Below are 16411 nucleotides of genomic sequence, written 5' to 3' on the forward strand. Positions count from 1 at the left end.
TCCGGTTGGATCAGTTGCCTTTCTCGACGGCTTCCTTGTGCTTGGCGGCGAACTGCTCGGGGGTAACGGCCTTGCCGAACAGCGCCTGGATCATATCGAGATGGACCTGGGCCGCGCCGGGCTTCATCTGCACGTCCGCGTAGAGGGTGATGCTGCTCGCGTTGTTCAGCTCGTTCAGCAGCTCGACGTAGAGCGGAGGGAGCTTGCCGCTCGAGGTGTCGACCTTGGTGGCGGGGATGACGCCCGCCGTGGTGACGGATTCCTCGCCCCATTTGGAGACGAAGTATTCGACGAACGCCTTGGCCTGCTCCTTCACTTTGGAGGATTCGGCGACGAAGAGTCCGACGCCCGGGCCGCCGACCCAGCTGTTGATGTTGCCCTTGCCACCTTCGACGGTCGGGAATTTGAAGAAGCCGACCTTATCCTTGAACGCCTGCGGAATGTCGGGGTTGGTCGTGAAGTTTGGCAGCTCCCACGTACCCATGAGGTACATGGCGGCCTTCTCGTTCATGAATTCCGATTTGCCTTCGTCGTTCGACAGGCCATTGAAGCCCTTGTTGAACGCGTTCATGCCGACCAACGTCTGGACTTCGGCGGCGGCCTTGACGAGACCGGGATCTTCGAAGGAGCCGGTGCCGCCGGTGGCGTTCTTCAGCGTCTCGCTGCCGGCGATCCGGTCGGCCAGGTACATGTACCAGAGCGAGCCGGTCCAGCGGTCCTTGTTGCCGAGGGCGATCGGGGCTACGCCGTTGTCGGACAGCGTCTTCACCACCTGCTTGAACTGGTCGTAGGTCGTGGGCACCTGGAGGTTGTACTTGGCGAAAATATCCTTGTTGTAGTAAATCGGAGCGATGTTCAGCTCGATCGGCAGGGCGTAGGTCTTGCCGTTCACGGCGTAGGCTTCGGTTGTGCCGGGAACGAATTTGTCCTTGAGCGCGGAGCCGTTCAAGATGTCGTCGAGCGGGGTAAACAGCCCGCCTTCCACGTAGGGCTGCATATAGCCCGCGGCCCAGGTGATGCCGACGTCGGGCAGCTTGTTGGAGGCGGACAGCACCTTCATCTTGTTCTTGTACTGCTCGTTCTCCAACACTTCTTGCTTGATGGTGACGTTCGGGTGTTCCTGCGTGTACTGATCGATGATTTGGGTGACCAGTTTATTCTGCTGTGCCGAGCTGCCGGCCGGCCATAGATGCATCAGGTTGATGGTGACTTTCTCGTCGGGAGTCTTGGTGGGGGCTGCGGTCTTCTCCGCCGCGGGGGCGGATGCGGACGGGCTGTCGGATGCGGTGCCGCTGCTCTTCGAGCCGCAGCCGGAGAGGACGAGCGCGAGGCCGAACGTCAGCATGATCCCCTTGGTCAAGGCGTTCCTGGGCATTGCGATAACCTCCATTTGTCTTGGATAGGCGGCTTTGTAACCGCTCTCAACGTTAGTCTAGCATCCCGTCCGGAGGTTTATAAGATCACGCCCATTGGCAAAAAGTCCACTCTCATTGGGTAATGGCGGCGGCCGATGATTTTTCGGAATTAACCATTGGTTATCCGGACGCCCGAAGCGGGGGAGTCGGTCCGACGGAGGCGATCAACCAATTTCCGGCGGCGTTTCCCGCATCTGCTGCCGGTAGCGGCTCGGACTCACGCCTTCCAGGGCCTTGAACACCTTAATAAAATATTTGTCCGTCCGGTAGCCGACCCGCTCGCCGATCTCGCCGACCGGCAGCCGCGAGTGCACGAGCAGCTCCTTGGCCCGCTGGATGCGGAGGCGGGACACGAATTCGCTGAAGGGCAGGCCGGTCTGCTCCTTGAACAGCACGCTGAAGTAGCTGGCGTTCAGGTGGATGAGCCCGGCGATCTCGGCCAGGGTGAGCGGCTCATGCAGATGGGCCTCCACGTAGGCGAGCGCTTCCCGTACCGGTTCGCTTATCCCCTCGTCCGTAGGATCGGCGCTCAGCAGCTTGGGGTCGACCAGCTTTTCCAGCTTGCCGCGCTGTTCCTCTTCCTCGGCGCGCTTCAAGGCTTCCTCCGTCACCTGGATGAGCTCGGCTTTGTCGAGCGGCTTGAGCAGGTAGTTCATCGCGCCGAGCCGAAGCGCCTGCTGCACGTAGTCAAACTCGGCGTAGCCGGAGATGACGACGGCCACCGGCCGCCGGGCGTTGCCCTCCAGGGAGCGGATCAGATCGAGCCCGCTTACCTCCGGCATGCGGACGTCGGTGATCAGGAGGTGCACCCGTTCCCGCTTCAGCCGCTCCAGGGCATCGACGCCGTTGTCCGCCGTCTCCACGGCGACGTCGAAGCGGCCCGCGGCCCAAGCCTCCAGCGTCTGCTTAATGCCCTGCCGCGTCCGCGGCTCATCGTCCACGACCAGAATCGTGCGGCGGCTCCACGTCATGGCGTTCCCCCTCCTTCATTGGGTAGTTCGAATTGCACGACCGTTCCCTGCGACGGCTTGCTCTCGATGCTCAGTCCCTGCGCTCCGGCGGTCCCGCCGCCGTAATAGAGCAGCAGCCGGCGGTGGACGTTGACGAGCCCGACTCCGGTCCCCTTGGAGGAGAGCGGCGGTCCGCCCTCCAGGGTGCGGTACAGCGCCCGCAGCGTCTCCTCATCCATGCCGGGACCGTCGTCGCTGACGGTAACGCGGGTCCAGCCTTCGCGGTCGGCCGGCTCGACGACGACGCGGACCGTGCCGCTGCCGACCCGGCTCTCGACACCGTGCCGAATGGCGTTCTCGACGAGCGGCTGGACCAGCAACTTCGGCACCGGGACGGCGGCTTCCCGGTCTGGGAGCTCGATCGACCAGGTAAGCCGGTCGCCGAGGCGCATCGCCATGATCTGGAGATAGCGCCGGACCTGCTCGATCTCTTCGCCGAGCGTGACCCATTCGTCCCGGTCCGGCTTGCCGATCAGGTAGCGGAACAACCGAGACAGCACGACGACGAGCTGCGCCAGCTCTTCCTCGCCTTTTTCCTCCAGGGACCAATGGAAGGCTTCCAGCGTGTTGAACAGAAAATGCGGGTTAATCTGCGCCTGCAGCGCCTTGAGCTCGGTGCGGCTCTGCAGCACTTCCTTCTCGTAAACGACGCGGATCAGCTCGTTCATGCCCGCGATCATGCCGTTGTAGGTGTTGTTCAGCTCGCGCATCTCTACCGTGGACGCCTCTTGGGCGTTGGGGGTGAGGACGCCGAGCCGCGATTTGCGCATGGCCCGGATCAGGTGCAAAAGCGGCCGGGTGATCATGGTGGACAGGCCGAACGAGAGCAGCAGGAACAGGAGCGTCCCGATGCCGCCCGAGACCAGCAGCACCGTCCGCAGCACGGAGATGCCCTTGGTCACGTAGCGGACGGGCGTCAGTACGATGAGCGTCCAGGCGGCCTTGTCCGAGCGCTGCTTGACCTGTACATATTCTTTGCCGAAGTAGCGGACCGTCTGCTCGCTGCTCTGGAGAAGAGGCAGAAGCTCGGCGGAAGCGGCTTCGCTTGACCCGATCAGCTGTCCGTCGTCGCTCACCAGCAGGATCGACTCGCCGCTCTCGCCGTCGGTGAGCGGGTCATTGAGCTGAAAGTAGCTGCGCTGGATACGGGCCATCAGGTAGCCGCCGCGGGAGAAGCCGCGGTCCATCAGGCTGACCCGGCGAATGGCGAGCAGGCTCTGGCTGTCGGTCGGATCGACGCCAATCCAGACCATCCGCCCCTTCTGGAGATTGGCTTCGTTGATGGAGCGTTCGCTGGTCCGCATCCGCAGGTTGCCGTCCTTGAGCGGGAACAGCAGCCGGAAGTCGGCGGTGTACAGCTCCAGCGATCCGACGCTCGGCAGATACGCCTGGTAGCTGGAGATGATCTGCTGCAGCGACTGCCGCTGGTTGAACGAGACGGCTTGGCCGTCCAGCTCCTCCTGAAGCAGGCGCTGAACGGTCGGGTGGTTCGCCACCTGCTCGGTCAGGCTGTCGATCTGGCCGATCAGCGCGTCCAGCCGCCCGTTGGCCTGCACGGCGGTCTGCTGGATGTGCCGCTCGGCGCTGTCCTTCAGCAGCGACGAGACCCGGTCGTAGACGAACGCTCCGGAGACGGCGATGATGACCAGCATGACAAGCAGAAAGCCGAGGAAAATCTGATTGCGCAGGGTGTTCAGTTCGCGGAATCGGACGCGCATGCGGAAGCCCCCTTTTCTGACAGCGTTTCCAACTCTATTGTCCAACAGTCAGGAGGATTGTCAAGGAGATTTGTACAGAGGATGAACGAAGTTGACCGGGGCGGAGGATGGAAACATCTGCTTCTTACACGGGGAGAATGGCAGGAGACCTCGCAGGGGGATAGGTTGCCGCTTAAAAGGAGAGGGAGGGCGATTCTTTCTTCCTGCCGAAAATCGCAAAACAGCCCTAACTCCCCGAAGAAAGGAGCAGGGCTGTTGGCCGGCGCTCGTTACGGTTGCATCCGCCTCGTTTGGTTTTCATGCGCCAGCAGCCATTCTTTGCGGGCGAGTCCGCCGCCGTACCCGCCGAGTCCGCCGTCCGAGTTGATCACCCGGTGGCAGGGAATGACGATGGCGAGCGTATTGGCTCCGTTCGCCTGGGCGACGGCGCGGAAGGCGCCCGGTTTCCCGAGCGAACGGGCCAGCTCCCCGTAGGAGCGGGTCTCGCCGGGAGGAATCTTCACGAGCTCGTCCCAGACGCTCTGTTGAAAGGGCGATCCGAACCGGAACAGCGGGGTCTCGAACGCCGTCAGCGTTCCGGCGAAATAGCGGGCGAGCTCCCGCTCGATGGAGCGGAGCGGCTCCGTTTCTCCGGGAATGATGGCCGCCTTCATCCGCAGGCGCAGCCGTTCCACCTCTCGCTCCAAACCCCGGCGATCGACGAATTCCAGGAGATGGAGCCGTTCTTCGTCGGAGACGGCCATCATCGGGCCGAGCGGGGTGTCCAGCCAGGCGGCCTTCAGGACCCGGTTGTCGTCGAGCCGCGTGGGCGGCGACCCCAGAATGCGCGAGAAGGCGTCGCGGAAGCCGCTGCTGGATTCATAGCCTGCAGCCAGTTGCGTTTGAATGAGATTCTCCCCCGATCGGATAGTTTTGAGCGCGAGGCCCATTCGGCGGGCCCGCGCATATTCCACGAAGGTCATGCCGAAGCGCTTCTTGAACTGCCTGCGGGCCGTGGACTCGTCGATGGCGAGCGCTTGAAAATCCCGGGTTTTCCAGCGCTTTTCCGGGTTCTGTTCCACGGCCTCCACCAGCAGCCGCACTACCTCCGAGACCTGATTCGGATGCGACAGGGGCTGGCAGCGCCGGCAAGGACGATAGGAAGCCAAAAGCGCCTGTTGCGCGGTGTCAAAGAACTCGCAGTTCTCCGGCTTCGGCTTGCGGGCCGGGCAGGTGGGCCGGCAGAACACGCCGGTGGTCTTGACGCCCACATAGAAGATGCCCTCGTACTCGGACTTCTTGGCAATCAGCGCCTGGTAGTATTCCTTCCTGCGGTCTTCCGGTTTCATGTTCGCCTCCGCGGTACTGGGATAACTTGATTATACCGGGATGCGCGGGTTGCTGCGGCCGAAAATCAGGCATGGATATTTTTTCTCGCACCGTCTGGACAAGGAGAATCGGATTGGCGCGGGACGGGTTCCGGCTGCTTGCTTCGTACGGTACCGTTGGCATTGCGTTTGTTTACGCTTACAATGGAGGGGTAATCAAGCGCGATCCAAGCTCGGACTGGGTCAGCCCGCGTGGACCAGACGAAGAGTAAGTGCCTTTAAGCGGCTCGGCCTCCAAACCGGATTTGTAGGGACGAGTGGGCGCGACGCTTCACAGGCAGGAACTTTTGGGCGGCGGGGGAAGTCTTTTTTATATAAGGCAAAAATCGTTAATCTCGGTCAGGGGGAGCAAATCGTGCATTTACAGAAGCTTGTCGACCAATTGGCCATCGCCCGCGTTCAGGGGAATGCGGAGGTTACCATAACTGGCATCAGCATCCATTCCCGGAAGGTGAAACCGGGGGAGCTGTTTGTCTGCATCCCGGGGATTCCCGGCTTTCAGGAGGACCGGCATCCCTATGCGGAAGAAGCCGTCGCGGCGGGCGCGGCGGCTCTGGTCGTTGAGCGGGAAATTCAGGCGGCGGTGCCAACGGTTCAGGTGCCGGACGCCCGGTATGCGCTGGCGGTCCTCGCGGCCCACTTTTACGGCTATCCCAGCTCGGAGCTTCGGCTGATCGGCGTGACCGGAACCAACGGCAAAACGACCACCAGCTACCTGATCGAGTCGATTCTCACCCAGGCGGGACGGCGGACCGGCCTCATGGGAAACATCGGCACCAAGATCGGTGACGAGCTGTTCGAGACCGATCTCAACACCCAGGACCCGCCCCGGCTGCAGGGGAACCTGCGGATGATGCGGGACCGGTCGGCCGAATATGCCGTGATGGAGGTTTCGTCGCAGGGCATCCACATGGGCAGGGTGCTGGGCTGCGAGTTTCGCACCGCCGTCTTCACCAACCTGACTCAGGATCACCTGGATTACCACGGAACGATGGAGCGCTATCGGGCGGCGAAGGGGCTGCTCTTTTCCGGGCTTGGCAACGGCTTCTCGCCGGACCCGGCGAAGCGCAAGTTCGCGGTTCTGAACGCCGACGATGAGGCTTCGGCCTACCTGCGGGAGGTAACCGCCGCGCAGACGATCACCTACGGCATTGACCGTCCGGCCGACGTGAGGGCCCGCGATATCCGGCTCACCCCGCGGGGAACGGCTTTCATCTTGGCGACCGATGCGGGGGAGATCGCCGTGGAGCTGCAGCTGATCGGAAAATTCAACGTTTCGAATGCGCTTGCCGCCGCGGGCGCAGCTCTTGCGGAGGGCCTCTCGCTGGAGGAAATCCGCCGGGGACTGTCGGCGCTGGCCAGCGTGCCGGGGCGGATGGAAGCGATCGACGAGGGCCAGGATTTCCTGGTGCTGGCCGACTATGCGCATACCCCCGACGGGTTGGAAAAGGCGCTCTCCACGCTTCGGGAATTCGCCGGAGGCCGGATTATTACCGTATTCGGCTGCGGCGGCAACCGCGACCGGACCAAGCGGCCGGTCATGGGGCAACTGGCGGCGCGTTACAGCGACTTTGTGATTCTGACGGCGGATAATCCGCGGAGCGAAGACCTCGGGGGCATTCTGACCGATATCGAGCAGGGCTTGCGCGAGGCGCAGGCCCCGGCCGATTCGTATGCGTCAGTCCCCGATCGCGGGCAGGCCATCCGGCAGGCGATTCGTCTCGCTCGGCCGGGGGATATCGTGATGCTGGCCGGCAAGGGGCATGAGACGTACCAGGTGCTGGCCGAAGGGTCCATTCCGTTCGACGACCGGGAGGTCGCGCGGGAAGCGCTCCGCGAGCGGCTGCGTTAGCCGCAGGCTGCCCGCGGCTAGAAGCACCGGAGCCGCTCTACTAATGCCGGTTCTGCTCGAACCAGCGCACGGCCCAGTCCACGAACGGCCGCTGCTCCAAGAGCCGCACCTCGGCCTGGCCGATCCGGTGAACCGGGACGGAGCCTTCCCGGTCGTAGGTTTCGCCGAGCGGGACGAAGTCGGCGTCGTCCACCGCCAGCGTTTCGTAGGCGACCCATTCCCGCTTGCCGTCTACGAGCACGGCGCTGTGCTCCGTGGCGAGCTTCTTGCCGGGATAATCGGCGCGCGATTCGGCCAGGTGCAGCGACGTGTTCTTGTCGTAGCCGACGCCAAGCAGCAGGATGCGTCCATCCAGCTCGTACAGCTTACCCAGCGGCGAGCCGTCGCCGAAGATGTTGCGGAGGTCATGGCCCTCCGTCAGGTGCTCGGCGTGTCGGCCGACGGCCGCGAAGGAACGGGCGGGGTGGTCCGACCGCTTCGCCCCCGGCCAGGAGCGCAGCATCTCGGCGACGACGCCCATGCCGATGGCGGGCGTCACGGCCTTGTCGTACGCGGGCCAGTGCTCGCGGATGATCGGCCACCATGCCGGATCGGCCTCCCAGTGGACGCCGATTTCCGGATCTAGGTTCTTCCAGGTCTGGGCTGGCATCATCAGTGTGCCCTCTTCCCCGAGCACCTCCAGCAGGGCGCGCAGCACCGTTTCGGCCCCTCCAACCACATACCCCAGCTTGCTGAGCGAAATATGGGCGATCACCTGCTGACCGCGGTCGAGCCCGCTGCCTCTCAGAGCCTCTACCAGCTCCTCCCGGATCAGCGGTTTACGGATTTCATTGGCCATCGTCACCATCGTCTCCTCCTCTTGGTCCAAGGACAACGAAAAACCCCGCTGAGGATTCAGCGGGGTTGTCTCTGGCGAGCGGCAAGCCGCCAGGGAAGCATGGCCCTTGGATTATGCTCTCAGAATAGCAGGCAAGGAAGGGATTGGCAACAACGTACTTATAGAATCCTGAACCTTTTTTGCAGATCCGCTAACCTCCCCCGGCCTGATCCGACTATACAGGTGAATCATCCGCGAATGAATTCAAGAAGACAGGTGTTCCATGCGCGCAGAAGAAGCCATTTCTCAATTGGATAACCCCGATTTCCTGGAAAAGCTGTTCGGCTTCGCCTATAAGCGATGCGCCAGCTCCTACGAGGCCGAGGAGCTGTGCTCGGATATTCTCGTGGCGCTGGTGAGCGCCCTCCGCAAGCAAGACGAGATCGATCAGCTTTATGCGTTCTCCTGGACGGTGGCTCGACGGGTGTATGCCGACTTTTGCGAGAAACGGCGGAGCCGTCAAGCCCGGACAGCCGTCTACGAAGAGGAGCGCCAGACCCCGGCCGTCAACCCGATCGAGGACTGGATCGATCGGCAGAACGAAGCGGACGCCCTTCGGCGAATCCGGCGGGAGATGGCCTTCCTGTCGAAGACGTACCGGGAGGTCATGATCCTGTACTACCTGGACGGGAAGAAGACCGCGGACATCGCGCGGCAGTTGGACATTCAGGAAACGACAGTCAAGCAGCGGTTGTTCTCGGCACGACAAACGATTCGAAAAGAGGTCACTAAGATGGAGACGACAAGTTTGACCCTAAAGCCGGTCCGATTGCGTTTTGTTGGAACTGGCAGCAATGTTGGCAATAATCCGGGGAGCAAAGCGGAACGGTTGTTTTCGCAAAACCTAGTGTACTTATGCAAGGACACCGCCCGCAGCGCCAAGGAGCTGTCTGAGCTGCTGAACGTTCCTATGCCGTTCGTTGAGGAAGAGCTGGAGATTCAATGTCGCGGCGAAAATGGATGGTACGGCCTTCTGAAGCAGAGCGGAAACGGCAAGTACCTCTCCAACTTCATCATGCTGGACATGGCCGGTTACCGACAGATGGAGGCGGTGCACCGTGAGCTCGCTGTCCAATTGGTAACCCGGTTGAGAGACTACTTGGCCCGCAACCGTGAGCGGATTTTGAACTTTCCGTTTCGGCATCGACCTGAAAGCACAGCCTTCGTCGCTTGGTCGCTGATCTCGCGGATGATCTGGATGTTCGAGGAGCAGGTGAGGCTGCGGGTCTCGGAAAAGCATTATCCCGGGGTGGACATTACCCCGCCCGCTTATTATGTGTTTGGTTTTGCGGGAGAGAATGGTGAATGGCCGAATGCCGGATTCTACGGCTGCGACGGCGTTCACGCCCGTAATTTGCTCGGATATTCCCATATCATGGCGGCGAATATTTACGGGCTGCGAATTCAAAAACGGTTTGACGTCGGAATGAACCTCTCCATGTCGCCCCTCTGGATGCTGATCATTCGAGCGATCGGCGGACTGACGTTGGATCATTTGGCAGAGGATGAAAAAGAACAGGCGGCGAAAGCGATCGAGGCAGGCTTTCTGAAACGGGAAGGGGAACTGCTCGTCCCCGGCATTCTTGTATTGGACGGGGAGCAGGAGGAAGCCTTCTATGCACTCTCTACCGACTTCGCTGCTGATGTGGAAGACCTGATCGATCCGCAGGCCGATGCCATGCACGGCTTCGTTCAGCGCTATGTGCCCCGCCATCTCCTCGGCGACTATTACCAGTTCGTACAGATGACGATGAATGAGCTTATCAACCAAACCATCGAACTGGCGATCGAGCAGGGCGTGTTGAACCCGCCGGAGAATCCCGCCGCCTGTGCCGAAGGCGTTTGGATGGTGGTAAGCAAATAGCCGTTAGCGAAAACAAGCCCGTGCTTCAGGAAATCCTCCGCTCAAGCCCGCCCTTACCGGTAAGCGCTTCTTCGGTGTATAGTAAGAACATACAAGCAGGATGAACCGAGGAGGAACCGATGGTGGCGAAGGAAGGCGCAAGGGTGATTGAACTAGAGAACATTGAGCATCAAAAAGTACATGGACGCACGACGGGGGAACGCTCCCCGCTTACGCTTTTTTGGACGGGCAGCGGAGTGGAATGGAACGTCCGCGGGTCCGAGCTGTGGATCGAGGCGGAAGCCGCGTATGATCAATACGAGCCTTGGATCAGCATCCTGGTCAACGGCGAATGGGTCAGCCGGCAGATGGTTACGGCCGGTCGCCACTGGATCTGCGTATTCCGGGGCATGAACGCCGAGGTTGCGAAGAACGTCCGCATCGTCAAGGATGTGCAGGCGATGAGCGGAGATTCGGCCTGCCGCCTGCAGCTTCACGCGGTAAAGACGGACGGGGACTTTCTTCCGGTCGAGGACAAGCCCTATAGAATCGAATTTATCGGCGACAGCATCACCTCCGGGGAAGGGGTCATCGGCGCGAAGGCGGAGGAGGATTGGATTCCGATGTGGTTCAGCGCGGTCCAGAACTACGCCGCGCTGACGGCGGGAGCGCTGGACGCCGACTATCGGATTCTCTCCCAGAGCGGCTGGGGCGTTCTGACGAGCTGGGACAACAACCCGAACGCCAATCTGCCGCGGTATTACGAGCAGATCTGCGGCCTGTTGACGGGTGAGAAAAACCGGGAGCTGGGCGCCTTGGAGCCGAACGATTTCGCCGCTTGGCAGCCGGACGCGGTGGTGATCAACCTGGGGACGAACGACGGCGGCGCGTTCCATTCGCCGGCGTGGACGGATGAGGCGACCGGGGAGACGCACAAGCAGCGGCTGAACGAGGACGGAAGCTTTAACCGGGAAGACCTTAAAGCCTTCGAAGCGGCCGTGGAGCGGTTCCTGGTCAAGCTGAGGGCGTGTAACCCGAAGGCGCAGCTGGTATGGGTTTACGGCATGCTGGGGCTGCCGATGATGCCGGCCATTTACCGGGCGGTGGACGCCTACCGGGCGAACTCGGGCGACCGCAAGGTATCCGTGTTCCAGCTTCCGAATACGACCGAGGAAACGGTTGGCTCCCGGAGCCACCCCGGAGCGCTGGCGCATGAGCGGGCGGCGCGGGATTTGACCGGCTACCTGAAGGAGCTTCTTCCCCCGGTAACGGTCAAGGGCTAAGAAAACCGCGATTTGGCGGCAAGGTCGGGGTCGGACGATTCTGCTGCAGGGCGGCAAGACGGCAAGGCGCTCATAAAAGACCGCCGCCTGGCGAAAGGTAAGAAGCGGCGGCAATTCTTAAAAGATGCCGCCAACCCATCGAAACGGAGGCGGCCGGCATGGCATTCGTTCCTGGAAGGAAGGCGGCCGCGGCACTGGCGCTAGTCCTGCTGCTTCAAGCTCCGCTCGCCGGAGCGACGGACCCGGCGGCTGAGCGTACCGGACGCGCGGGCAGCATGACGGCATCGACCGCTGCGGCCGCAGGCGCTGCAGACCGCTCGGGGGAAAGAACCCCCCGCGACCTGGCGATGACGGTCACGGGCGATCCCGCCACCTCGATGGGCTTCGCCTGGTACACCGCTCCCGGCGTTACCGGCACGAAGCTGCAGGTGGCGGAGGCTTCGCGGTTGGCGGGCGGAGCCTGGCCCGCCCGCGGTGCGGTCACCTACGCCGGATCGTCGGCGCCGGTTTCGGTCTATGCTTCCGCCGCCGACAAGCGGGCGGAGGTTCGGACGGCTTACCGCGACCACAAGGCGGTGGCCAGCGGACTAACGCCCGGCACGGTCTACCGGTACCGGGTCGGAGACGGCTCGGACGGCGGCTGGAGCGCCGTCGGTTCTTTTACGACAGCTCCCGGGCCTGCGGAAGACAAGCCTGCGGCAGCCGAGAGCTTCACGTTCCTCTTCGCGACCGATCCGCAAGGCGCGACCTCGAAGGATTATGACACCTGGAAGCATACGGCGGAAGAGGCGAGGAAGACGTTCCCGTTGGCCCGCTTCCTGGCCGTTACCGGCGACTTGGTGGATAATGGCGATCTCGAGAGCCAGTGGACCTGGTTCCTGGAGAAGCCGGCGCCTCTGCTTGCGGAGATGCCCCTCGTGCCGGTCGTCGGCAATCACGAGGGCAAGGCGAAGGAGAATTTCTCCTACCACTTCGCCTTGCCGAATGTTTCCGGCACCGGGGCCAAGCCGGACGGCTCGGTGTATGCTTTCGATTATGGGCCGGCCCGTTTCTTCGTGATCAATACCGAATACAACGAGGCACTCGGGACGGACGCCGTGTACGAGAAGCAAATGAACTGGCTGCGGGCGGAGGCTTCCGCCACGGCGAAGAAGTGGAAGATCGTGCTGCTTCACCGCTCGCCGTACTCGATTGCCAGCCACTCGGCCGATAAGGACATCCTGTTCTTCCGGCAGAAGCTGACCGGGGTCTTCGATCAGCTCGGGATCGACCTGGTGCTGGGCGGACACGACCACACCTATGCCCGGACGTATCCGATGGCCGGCAACCGGCCGGACCAAACCGCGAAGCCGAATGCGGACGGCGTTCTGACGAAGCCGAAGGGGACGGTTTATGTCGCCATGGGCTCGGCCGGGACCAAGCGCTACCCGGCGAAGAGCGGCCCTTTTCCTTATGCGTACCGCTCCGGCCACCCGGGGCAGGAGATGTTCGGCGGCATCGCCGTTGCCGAGGATACGCTGTCCGTACGGGTGTATACGACGGGGAAGAAGGAAGCCTCGCGGCTCTACGATTCGTTTGGCCTTCGCAAGTAACGCATCCGCAAGTAACGCATCCGCAAGTAACGCATCCGCAAGTGCGCAGGGAAACGTTCAACCAAGCAAAAACGGCCGCTATCCCCTTAATCGGGGAACGGCCGTTTGTTATTCATCGGGACAGTGCCCGCATGATGTTGGATTTCGCCTCTGCCGCAATCGCTTCATTCCCGTCATCGACCGCTTGCATTAAGATCAGTATGGGGATGTATACCGCGATCAGCTGCGCCAGCAGCTTCGTTTCCTCGTCCGCTCCTCCGTACGTTTTGAAAAACACGCCGCGAGCGTAAGGTGGTAAAAAGCTATAAGCAACGCTCAAATCGCAAGCCGGATGCCCTACGCTCAGATCGCCCCAATCAATGATGCCGGAAACGATCCCGTCCTCATTCACAAGCATATTTTTGAAATGAAGATCGCCATGTAGCAGTACATTCACCGCCTCGACACGGTCCTTTTGCAGCCTGCTAATATACGCTTCGATCACACCGGACTCCTCCGGCGACAAGTATTCAACCACCTTCGATAGAAAGCCCTCCAACTTCACTTTGCGCGATGCTATGTCCGTCAAGTTTCGATGATCTTGCTGAACTCCGCACTTCAGCGCCGCCTGCACCGGAAACTCATGCAATCTCCGCAAAAATTTCGCCAGCTTCTCTGCCGATAAAGCCCGGCGTTCTTCCGTCAAACCGATTGGAAAATCTCCTGGCACGTAGGCATAGCCAAGAAATGGTGCTGGGTATTCGTCACTTGCTTCTCCATAAAACAACGGTTTAGGATAGGGGATGGTCATATAGGCCTCAAGCTTCGGCAGCAGCTTCCCTTCCATGCGAATCGAGCCAACGGCAATCGTTCTTCTTGGAAACCGGAACACGTACTCGTCACCGATGAGAAAAACCGTATTGTCCCAGCCCCAGCCCAATCGCTTCACTTGCTTCGATGACAGCTGAGGGAATTGTCTGCCGATCAGCGTCCGCGCCTGCTCTTCGTTAACCTCCCACTCCGCATCCCATACATTCGTTCCTCCCATGAATTGTCTGTCTCCCGTTCCTTACGTTATTTAGAGGTTTACATTCCTTGGTAGTTACGCACAACTGTCCATTGGCTTAACAAGAATAAGCAGAAAGCCGAAGTTTGGTGTTCGTGTCGGTCACAGTAAACAGGCACGCTTTGACCAACATATTTTTCTTATTCGATGCGGTATTCTCATATTCCTTGCTGTCTAAGCAACGAAACCACGCCAAGTAATTCTGCAAATACTTGTTGCAACTTGTTTTCCGTCGGACTTGAATCGGCAATGAGTCATGCCTTTTGAATTCGCATAGGAGCTAAATGCCCTCCAAGAATCAGGGCATAACACGTTTGAGTCAGATAGATGATGTCTAATTTTGTAGTCCGAATACGTCCACGCCCAAGTAAGCCAGAGTAAGTCATTTTCTGACGGTCACGGGCAACCAGCACTCACACTTGCGCGGCTTATACGACGATTTTTCGCATTGCCGACACGGCGAGAAGGACGACGGCGATCAACGAGAAAAGAAAAGGCCCGTTGAAAGTCCGTTTCCACCTTTACTTTTGCACCGGAGCAAAAACCCGGCACGCCAGCAGAGGGATAGTGCCTTTGCTTAACGTGCCGGGTTCTATGCCGTTATTTAAACGAGGCGTAGCCCTCGTCGGCCATGACGACGCTGCCGTTGATCGCGCTCGCTTCCGGCAGAGACAGCAGGTACACGGAATCGGCCACCTGCTCCGGCGTGGTCAGCTTGTTGCCGATGACCTTGGCCTTCATCGACTCGATCATGCCCTTATCCTTGTAGCCTTGGATGATCGGGGTGTCGACGGCGCCCGGCGCAACCGCGACGACGCGAATGCCGTAGGGCGACAGCTCCAGCGCCGCCGACTTGGTCATCATGATGACCGCTCCCTTGGAGGCGTGATAAGCGAAGGTGCCGGGGGAGGCGAGGAACCCGAATACCGATGCGGTGTTCAGGATGACGCCGGGAATGCCCAGCTCGCGCATCTTTCGTCCGGCGGCGATGATGCCGTACGCGACGCCGTGCTGGTTCACGTTGATGACACTGTGGTAATCGCTCAGCTTCTGATCGAGGACCGGCGTGACCCGGCCAATGCCGGCGTTGTTGAACATGACGTCGATGCGGCCATAGGCCTTGACGGCTTCCTCGATCAGCGCCTCGACCTGCTCGTATTGGGAGACATCCGTTTTGACGAAGAGAGCTTCTCCGCCGTTCGCGCGGATGCTCTCCACAGTTTCCTTTCCGTCCTGTTCGTTGAAATCGGCCACGACGACACGATCGCCCTTGGCTGCGAATTTGATGGCGGTCGCCCGGCCGATGCCGCTCGCTCCGCCCGTGATGACCGCTACCCGCTTTTCGTTCATATGGTGATTCCTCCTTTGGAAAGGTAGAATGGAAGTATAGCTCTTACAGCTTTAATTATAATGATTATAAAATAAGATAAAATTTAATATTTCTGTGCATCACTTAAGCTGGGCTTAAGGAGGATGATCATGAACCTGGAGCAGATGGAATACGTGACGGCGGTGGCGGCCGAAGGCTCGTTTACCGCAGCCGCCCAGAGCTGTCATGTCTCGCTGTCGGCGATCAGCCAATCGGTGTCGCAGCTGGAGGCGGAGCTCGGCGTGGCGCTGTTTACCCGGGGCAGGGGAGCCGGAGCGGTGCCGACCGCCGAGGGCATGCAGCTCATCCGGAAGGCGGAAGAGGTGCTGGACAAGGTGGCCGAGCTGCGGGAGCAGGCGCTCCATACGGCGGGAACGGTCGGCGGCAAGCTGAGAATCGCGACCATTCCCGGTCCCATGCACCTCCTGGTCGATTCCATCCGGACGTTCAAGCAGGAGTACCCGGAGGTGAAGATCGAGATTCGGGAAATGAGCAGCGGCGAGATTCTGGAGGAGGCGGAATCCGGCCGGATCGATTTCGGGCTGATGGTCGAGACCGACGAGGTGCGCGAGCGCCGCGGGCAGTTCCTGTTTCGTTCGCTCCTGAAGGGCAAACGGGTCGTCGGCGTTCCCCGCCGTTCTCCGTCCGCCCGGCTGCGGGCGATCCGTCCGGAGCAGCTCGCCGGGCGGACGCTCGTGCTTTACGACGATCCGGATCTGAAGGCGGAGCTTCAGGCGCTTCTCGCCGCTTGCGGCGGGGCGGAGATCCTGTTCACCACCAACAACACGAAGGCGATTCAGGACGCGGTGGGCCGCGGACTCGCCTGGACCGTGGGGATCGACTATTCCTTCACGGACAAGAACGCCGGTATTGTACCGGTGGAGCTCGCGGCGGAGGGAATGGCGCCGCTCGATTACGGATGGCTGCTGTACCGGGGCCGACGGCCGACGGAAGCGGCCAAGCGGTTCCTGCGGGAGCTGCAGACCGGCTTTGCCGCTCGGTAATGCCGGCTTCCCGTGCAGGAAGCCGAATATGGGGTA

Annotated in this window: 12 protein-coding genes and 1 pseudogene; 5 read left to right on the top strand and 8 right to left on the bottom strand. The window is 61.0% G+C overall.

The window, feature by feature from the left end:
• Nucleotides 1-10 precede the first annotated feature (10 nt).
• The 4 genes from ACSEXS_RS13485 to ACSEXS_RS13500 form a co-directional block, all read right to left on the bottom strand.
• Complete coding sequence (locus tag ACSEXS_RS13485; protein ID WP_438433754.1) at nt 11-1375, bottom strand: extracellular solute-binding protein; 1365 nt, start codon at nt 1373-1375, stop codon at nt 11-13.
• 204 nt (nt 1376-1579) lie between these two features.
• Nucleotides 1580-2386, bottom strand: coding sequence for a response regulator (locus ACSEXS_RS13490; protein ID WP_438433755.1), 807 nt, complete (start codon nt 2384-2386; stop codon nt 1580-1582).
• Entirely contained in the window at nt 2383-4143 is a 1761-nt protein-coding gene (locus ACSEXS_RS13495; protein ID WP_438433756.1) for a sensor histidine kinase, read from the bottom strand. Before ACSEXS_RS13495 ends, ACSEXS_RS13490 begins: the two co-directional genes overlap by 4 nt.
• Nucleotides 4144-4412: 269 nt before the next feature.
• Nucleotides 4413-5471: a bifunctional transcriptional activator/DNA repair enzyme AdaA gene (locus ACSEXS_RS13500; protein ID WP_438433757.1), complete on the bottom strand. Its 1059-nt coding sequence runs from the start codon at nt 5469-5471 to the stop codon at nt 4413-4415.
• A 394-nt stretch (nt 5472-5865) separates the two neighbouring features.
• Between ACSEXS_RS13500 and ACSEXS_RS13505 the strand changes: the two genes are divergently transcribed.
• Nucleotides 5866-7362, top strand: a complete 1497-nt coding sequence (locus tag ACSEXS_RS13505; protein ID WP_438433758.1) for a UDP-N-acetylmuramoyl-L-alanyl-D-glutamate--2,6-diaminopimelate ligase — start codon at nt 5866-5868, stop codon at nt 7360-7362.
• A 40-nt stretch (nt 7363-7402) separates the two neighbouring features.
• Here ACSEXS_RS13505 and ACSEXS_RS13510 read toward each other — a convergent pair whose 3' ends face one another.
• Nucleotides 7403-8236, bottom strand: a complete 834-nt coding sequence (locus tag ACSEXS_RS13510) for an AAC(3) family N-acetyltransferase (RefSeq protein ID WP_438433759.1) — start codon at nt 8234-8236, stop codon at nt 7403-7405.
• Nucleotides 8237-8462: 226 nt separating this feature from the next.
• Between ACSEXS_RS13510 and ACSEXS_RS13515 the strand changes: the two genes are divergently transcribed.
• The 3 genes from ACSEXS_RS13515 (at nt 8463) to ACSEXS_RS13525 (ending at nt 12957) form a co-directional block, all read left to right on the top strand.
• Complete coding sequence (locus ACSEXS_RS13515) at nt 8463-10103, top strand: RNA polymerase sigma factor (protein WP_438433760.1); 1641 nt, start codon at nt 8463-8465, stop codon at nt 10101-10103.
• A gap of 119 nt (nt 10104-10222) precedes the next feature.
• The gene (locus ACSEXS_RS13520) at nt 10223-11365 is read left to right on the top strand and encodes an SGNH/GDSL hydrolase family protein (RefSeq protein ID WP_438433761.1); all 1143 of its coding nucleotides are present in this window, start codon (nt 10223-10225) and stop codon (nt 11363-11365) included.
• 158 nt (nt 11366-11523) lie between these two features.
• The gene (locus ACSEXS_RS13525) at nt 11524-12957 is read left to right on the top strand and encodes a purple acid phosphatase family protein (protein ID WP_438433762.1); all 1434 of its coding nucleotides are present in this window, start codon (nt 11524-11526) and stop codon (nt 12955-12957) included.
• Nucleotides 12958-13069: 112 nt separating this feature from the next.
• On the opposite strand, the gene ACSEXS_RS13530 is transcribed toward ACSEXS_RS13525, so the two are convergent.
• The 3 genes and pseudogenes from ACSEXS_RS13530 to ACSEXS_RS13540 form a co-directional block, all read right to left on the bottom strand.
• Nucleotides 13070-13984 (bottom strand): phosphotransferase, encoded by a 915-nt coding sequence (locus ACSEXS_RS13530; RefSeq protein ID WP_438433763.1) that lies wholly within the window; start codon nt 13982-13984, stop codon nt 13070-13072.
• Nucleotides 13985-14104: 120 nt separating this feature from the next.
• Nucleotides 14105-14476 (bottom strand): annotated as a pseudogene (locus ACSEXS_RS13535) (IS1595 family transposase); the annotation flags it as partial.
• A 126-nt stretch (nt 14477-14602) separates the two neighbouring features.
• On the bottom strand, nt 14603-15352 hold the full coding sequence (locus ACSEXS_RS13540) for an SDR family NAD(P)-dependent oxidoreductase (RefSeq protein ID WP_438433764.1): 750 nt from the start codon (nt 15350-15352) through the stop codon (nt 14603-14605).
• Nucleotides 15353-15481: 129 nt separating this feature from the next.
• Here ACSEXS_RS13540 and ACSEXS_RS13545 point away from each other — a divergent pair, with 129 nt between their 5' ends.
• Nucleotides 15482-16375, top strand: coding sequence for a LysR family transcriptional regulator (locus tag ACSEXS_RS13545; protein WP_438433765.1), 894 nt, complete (start codon nt 15482-15484; stop codon nt 16373-16375).
• The last annotated feature ends 36 nt before the right edge of the window (nt 16376-16411 follow it).

Source organism: Gorillibacterium terrae, from assembly GCF_051594785.1.
Classification (GTDB): Bacteria; Bacillota; Bacilli; order Paenibacillales; family NBRC-103111; genus Gorillibacterium.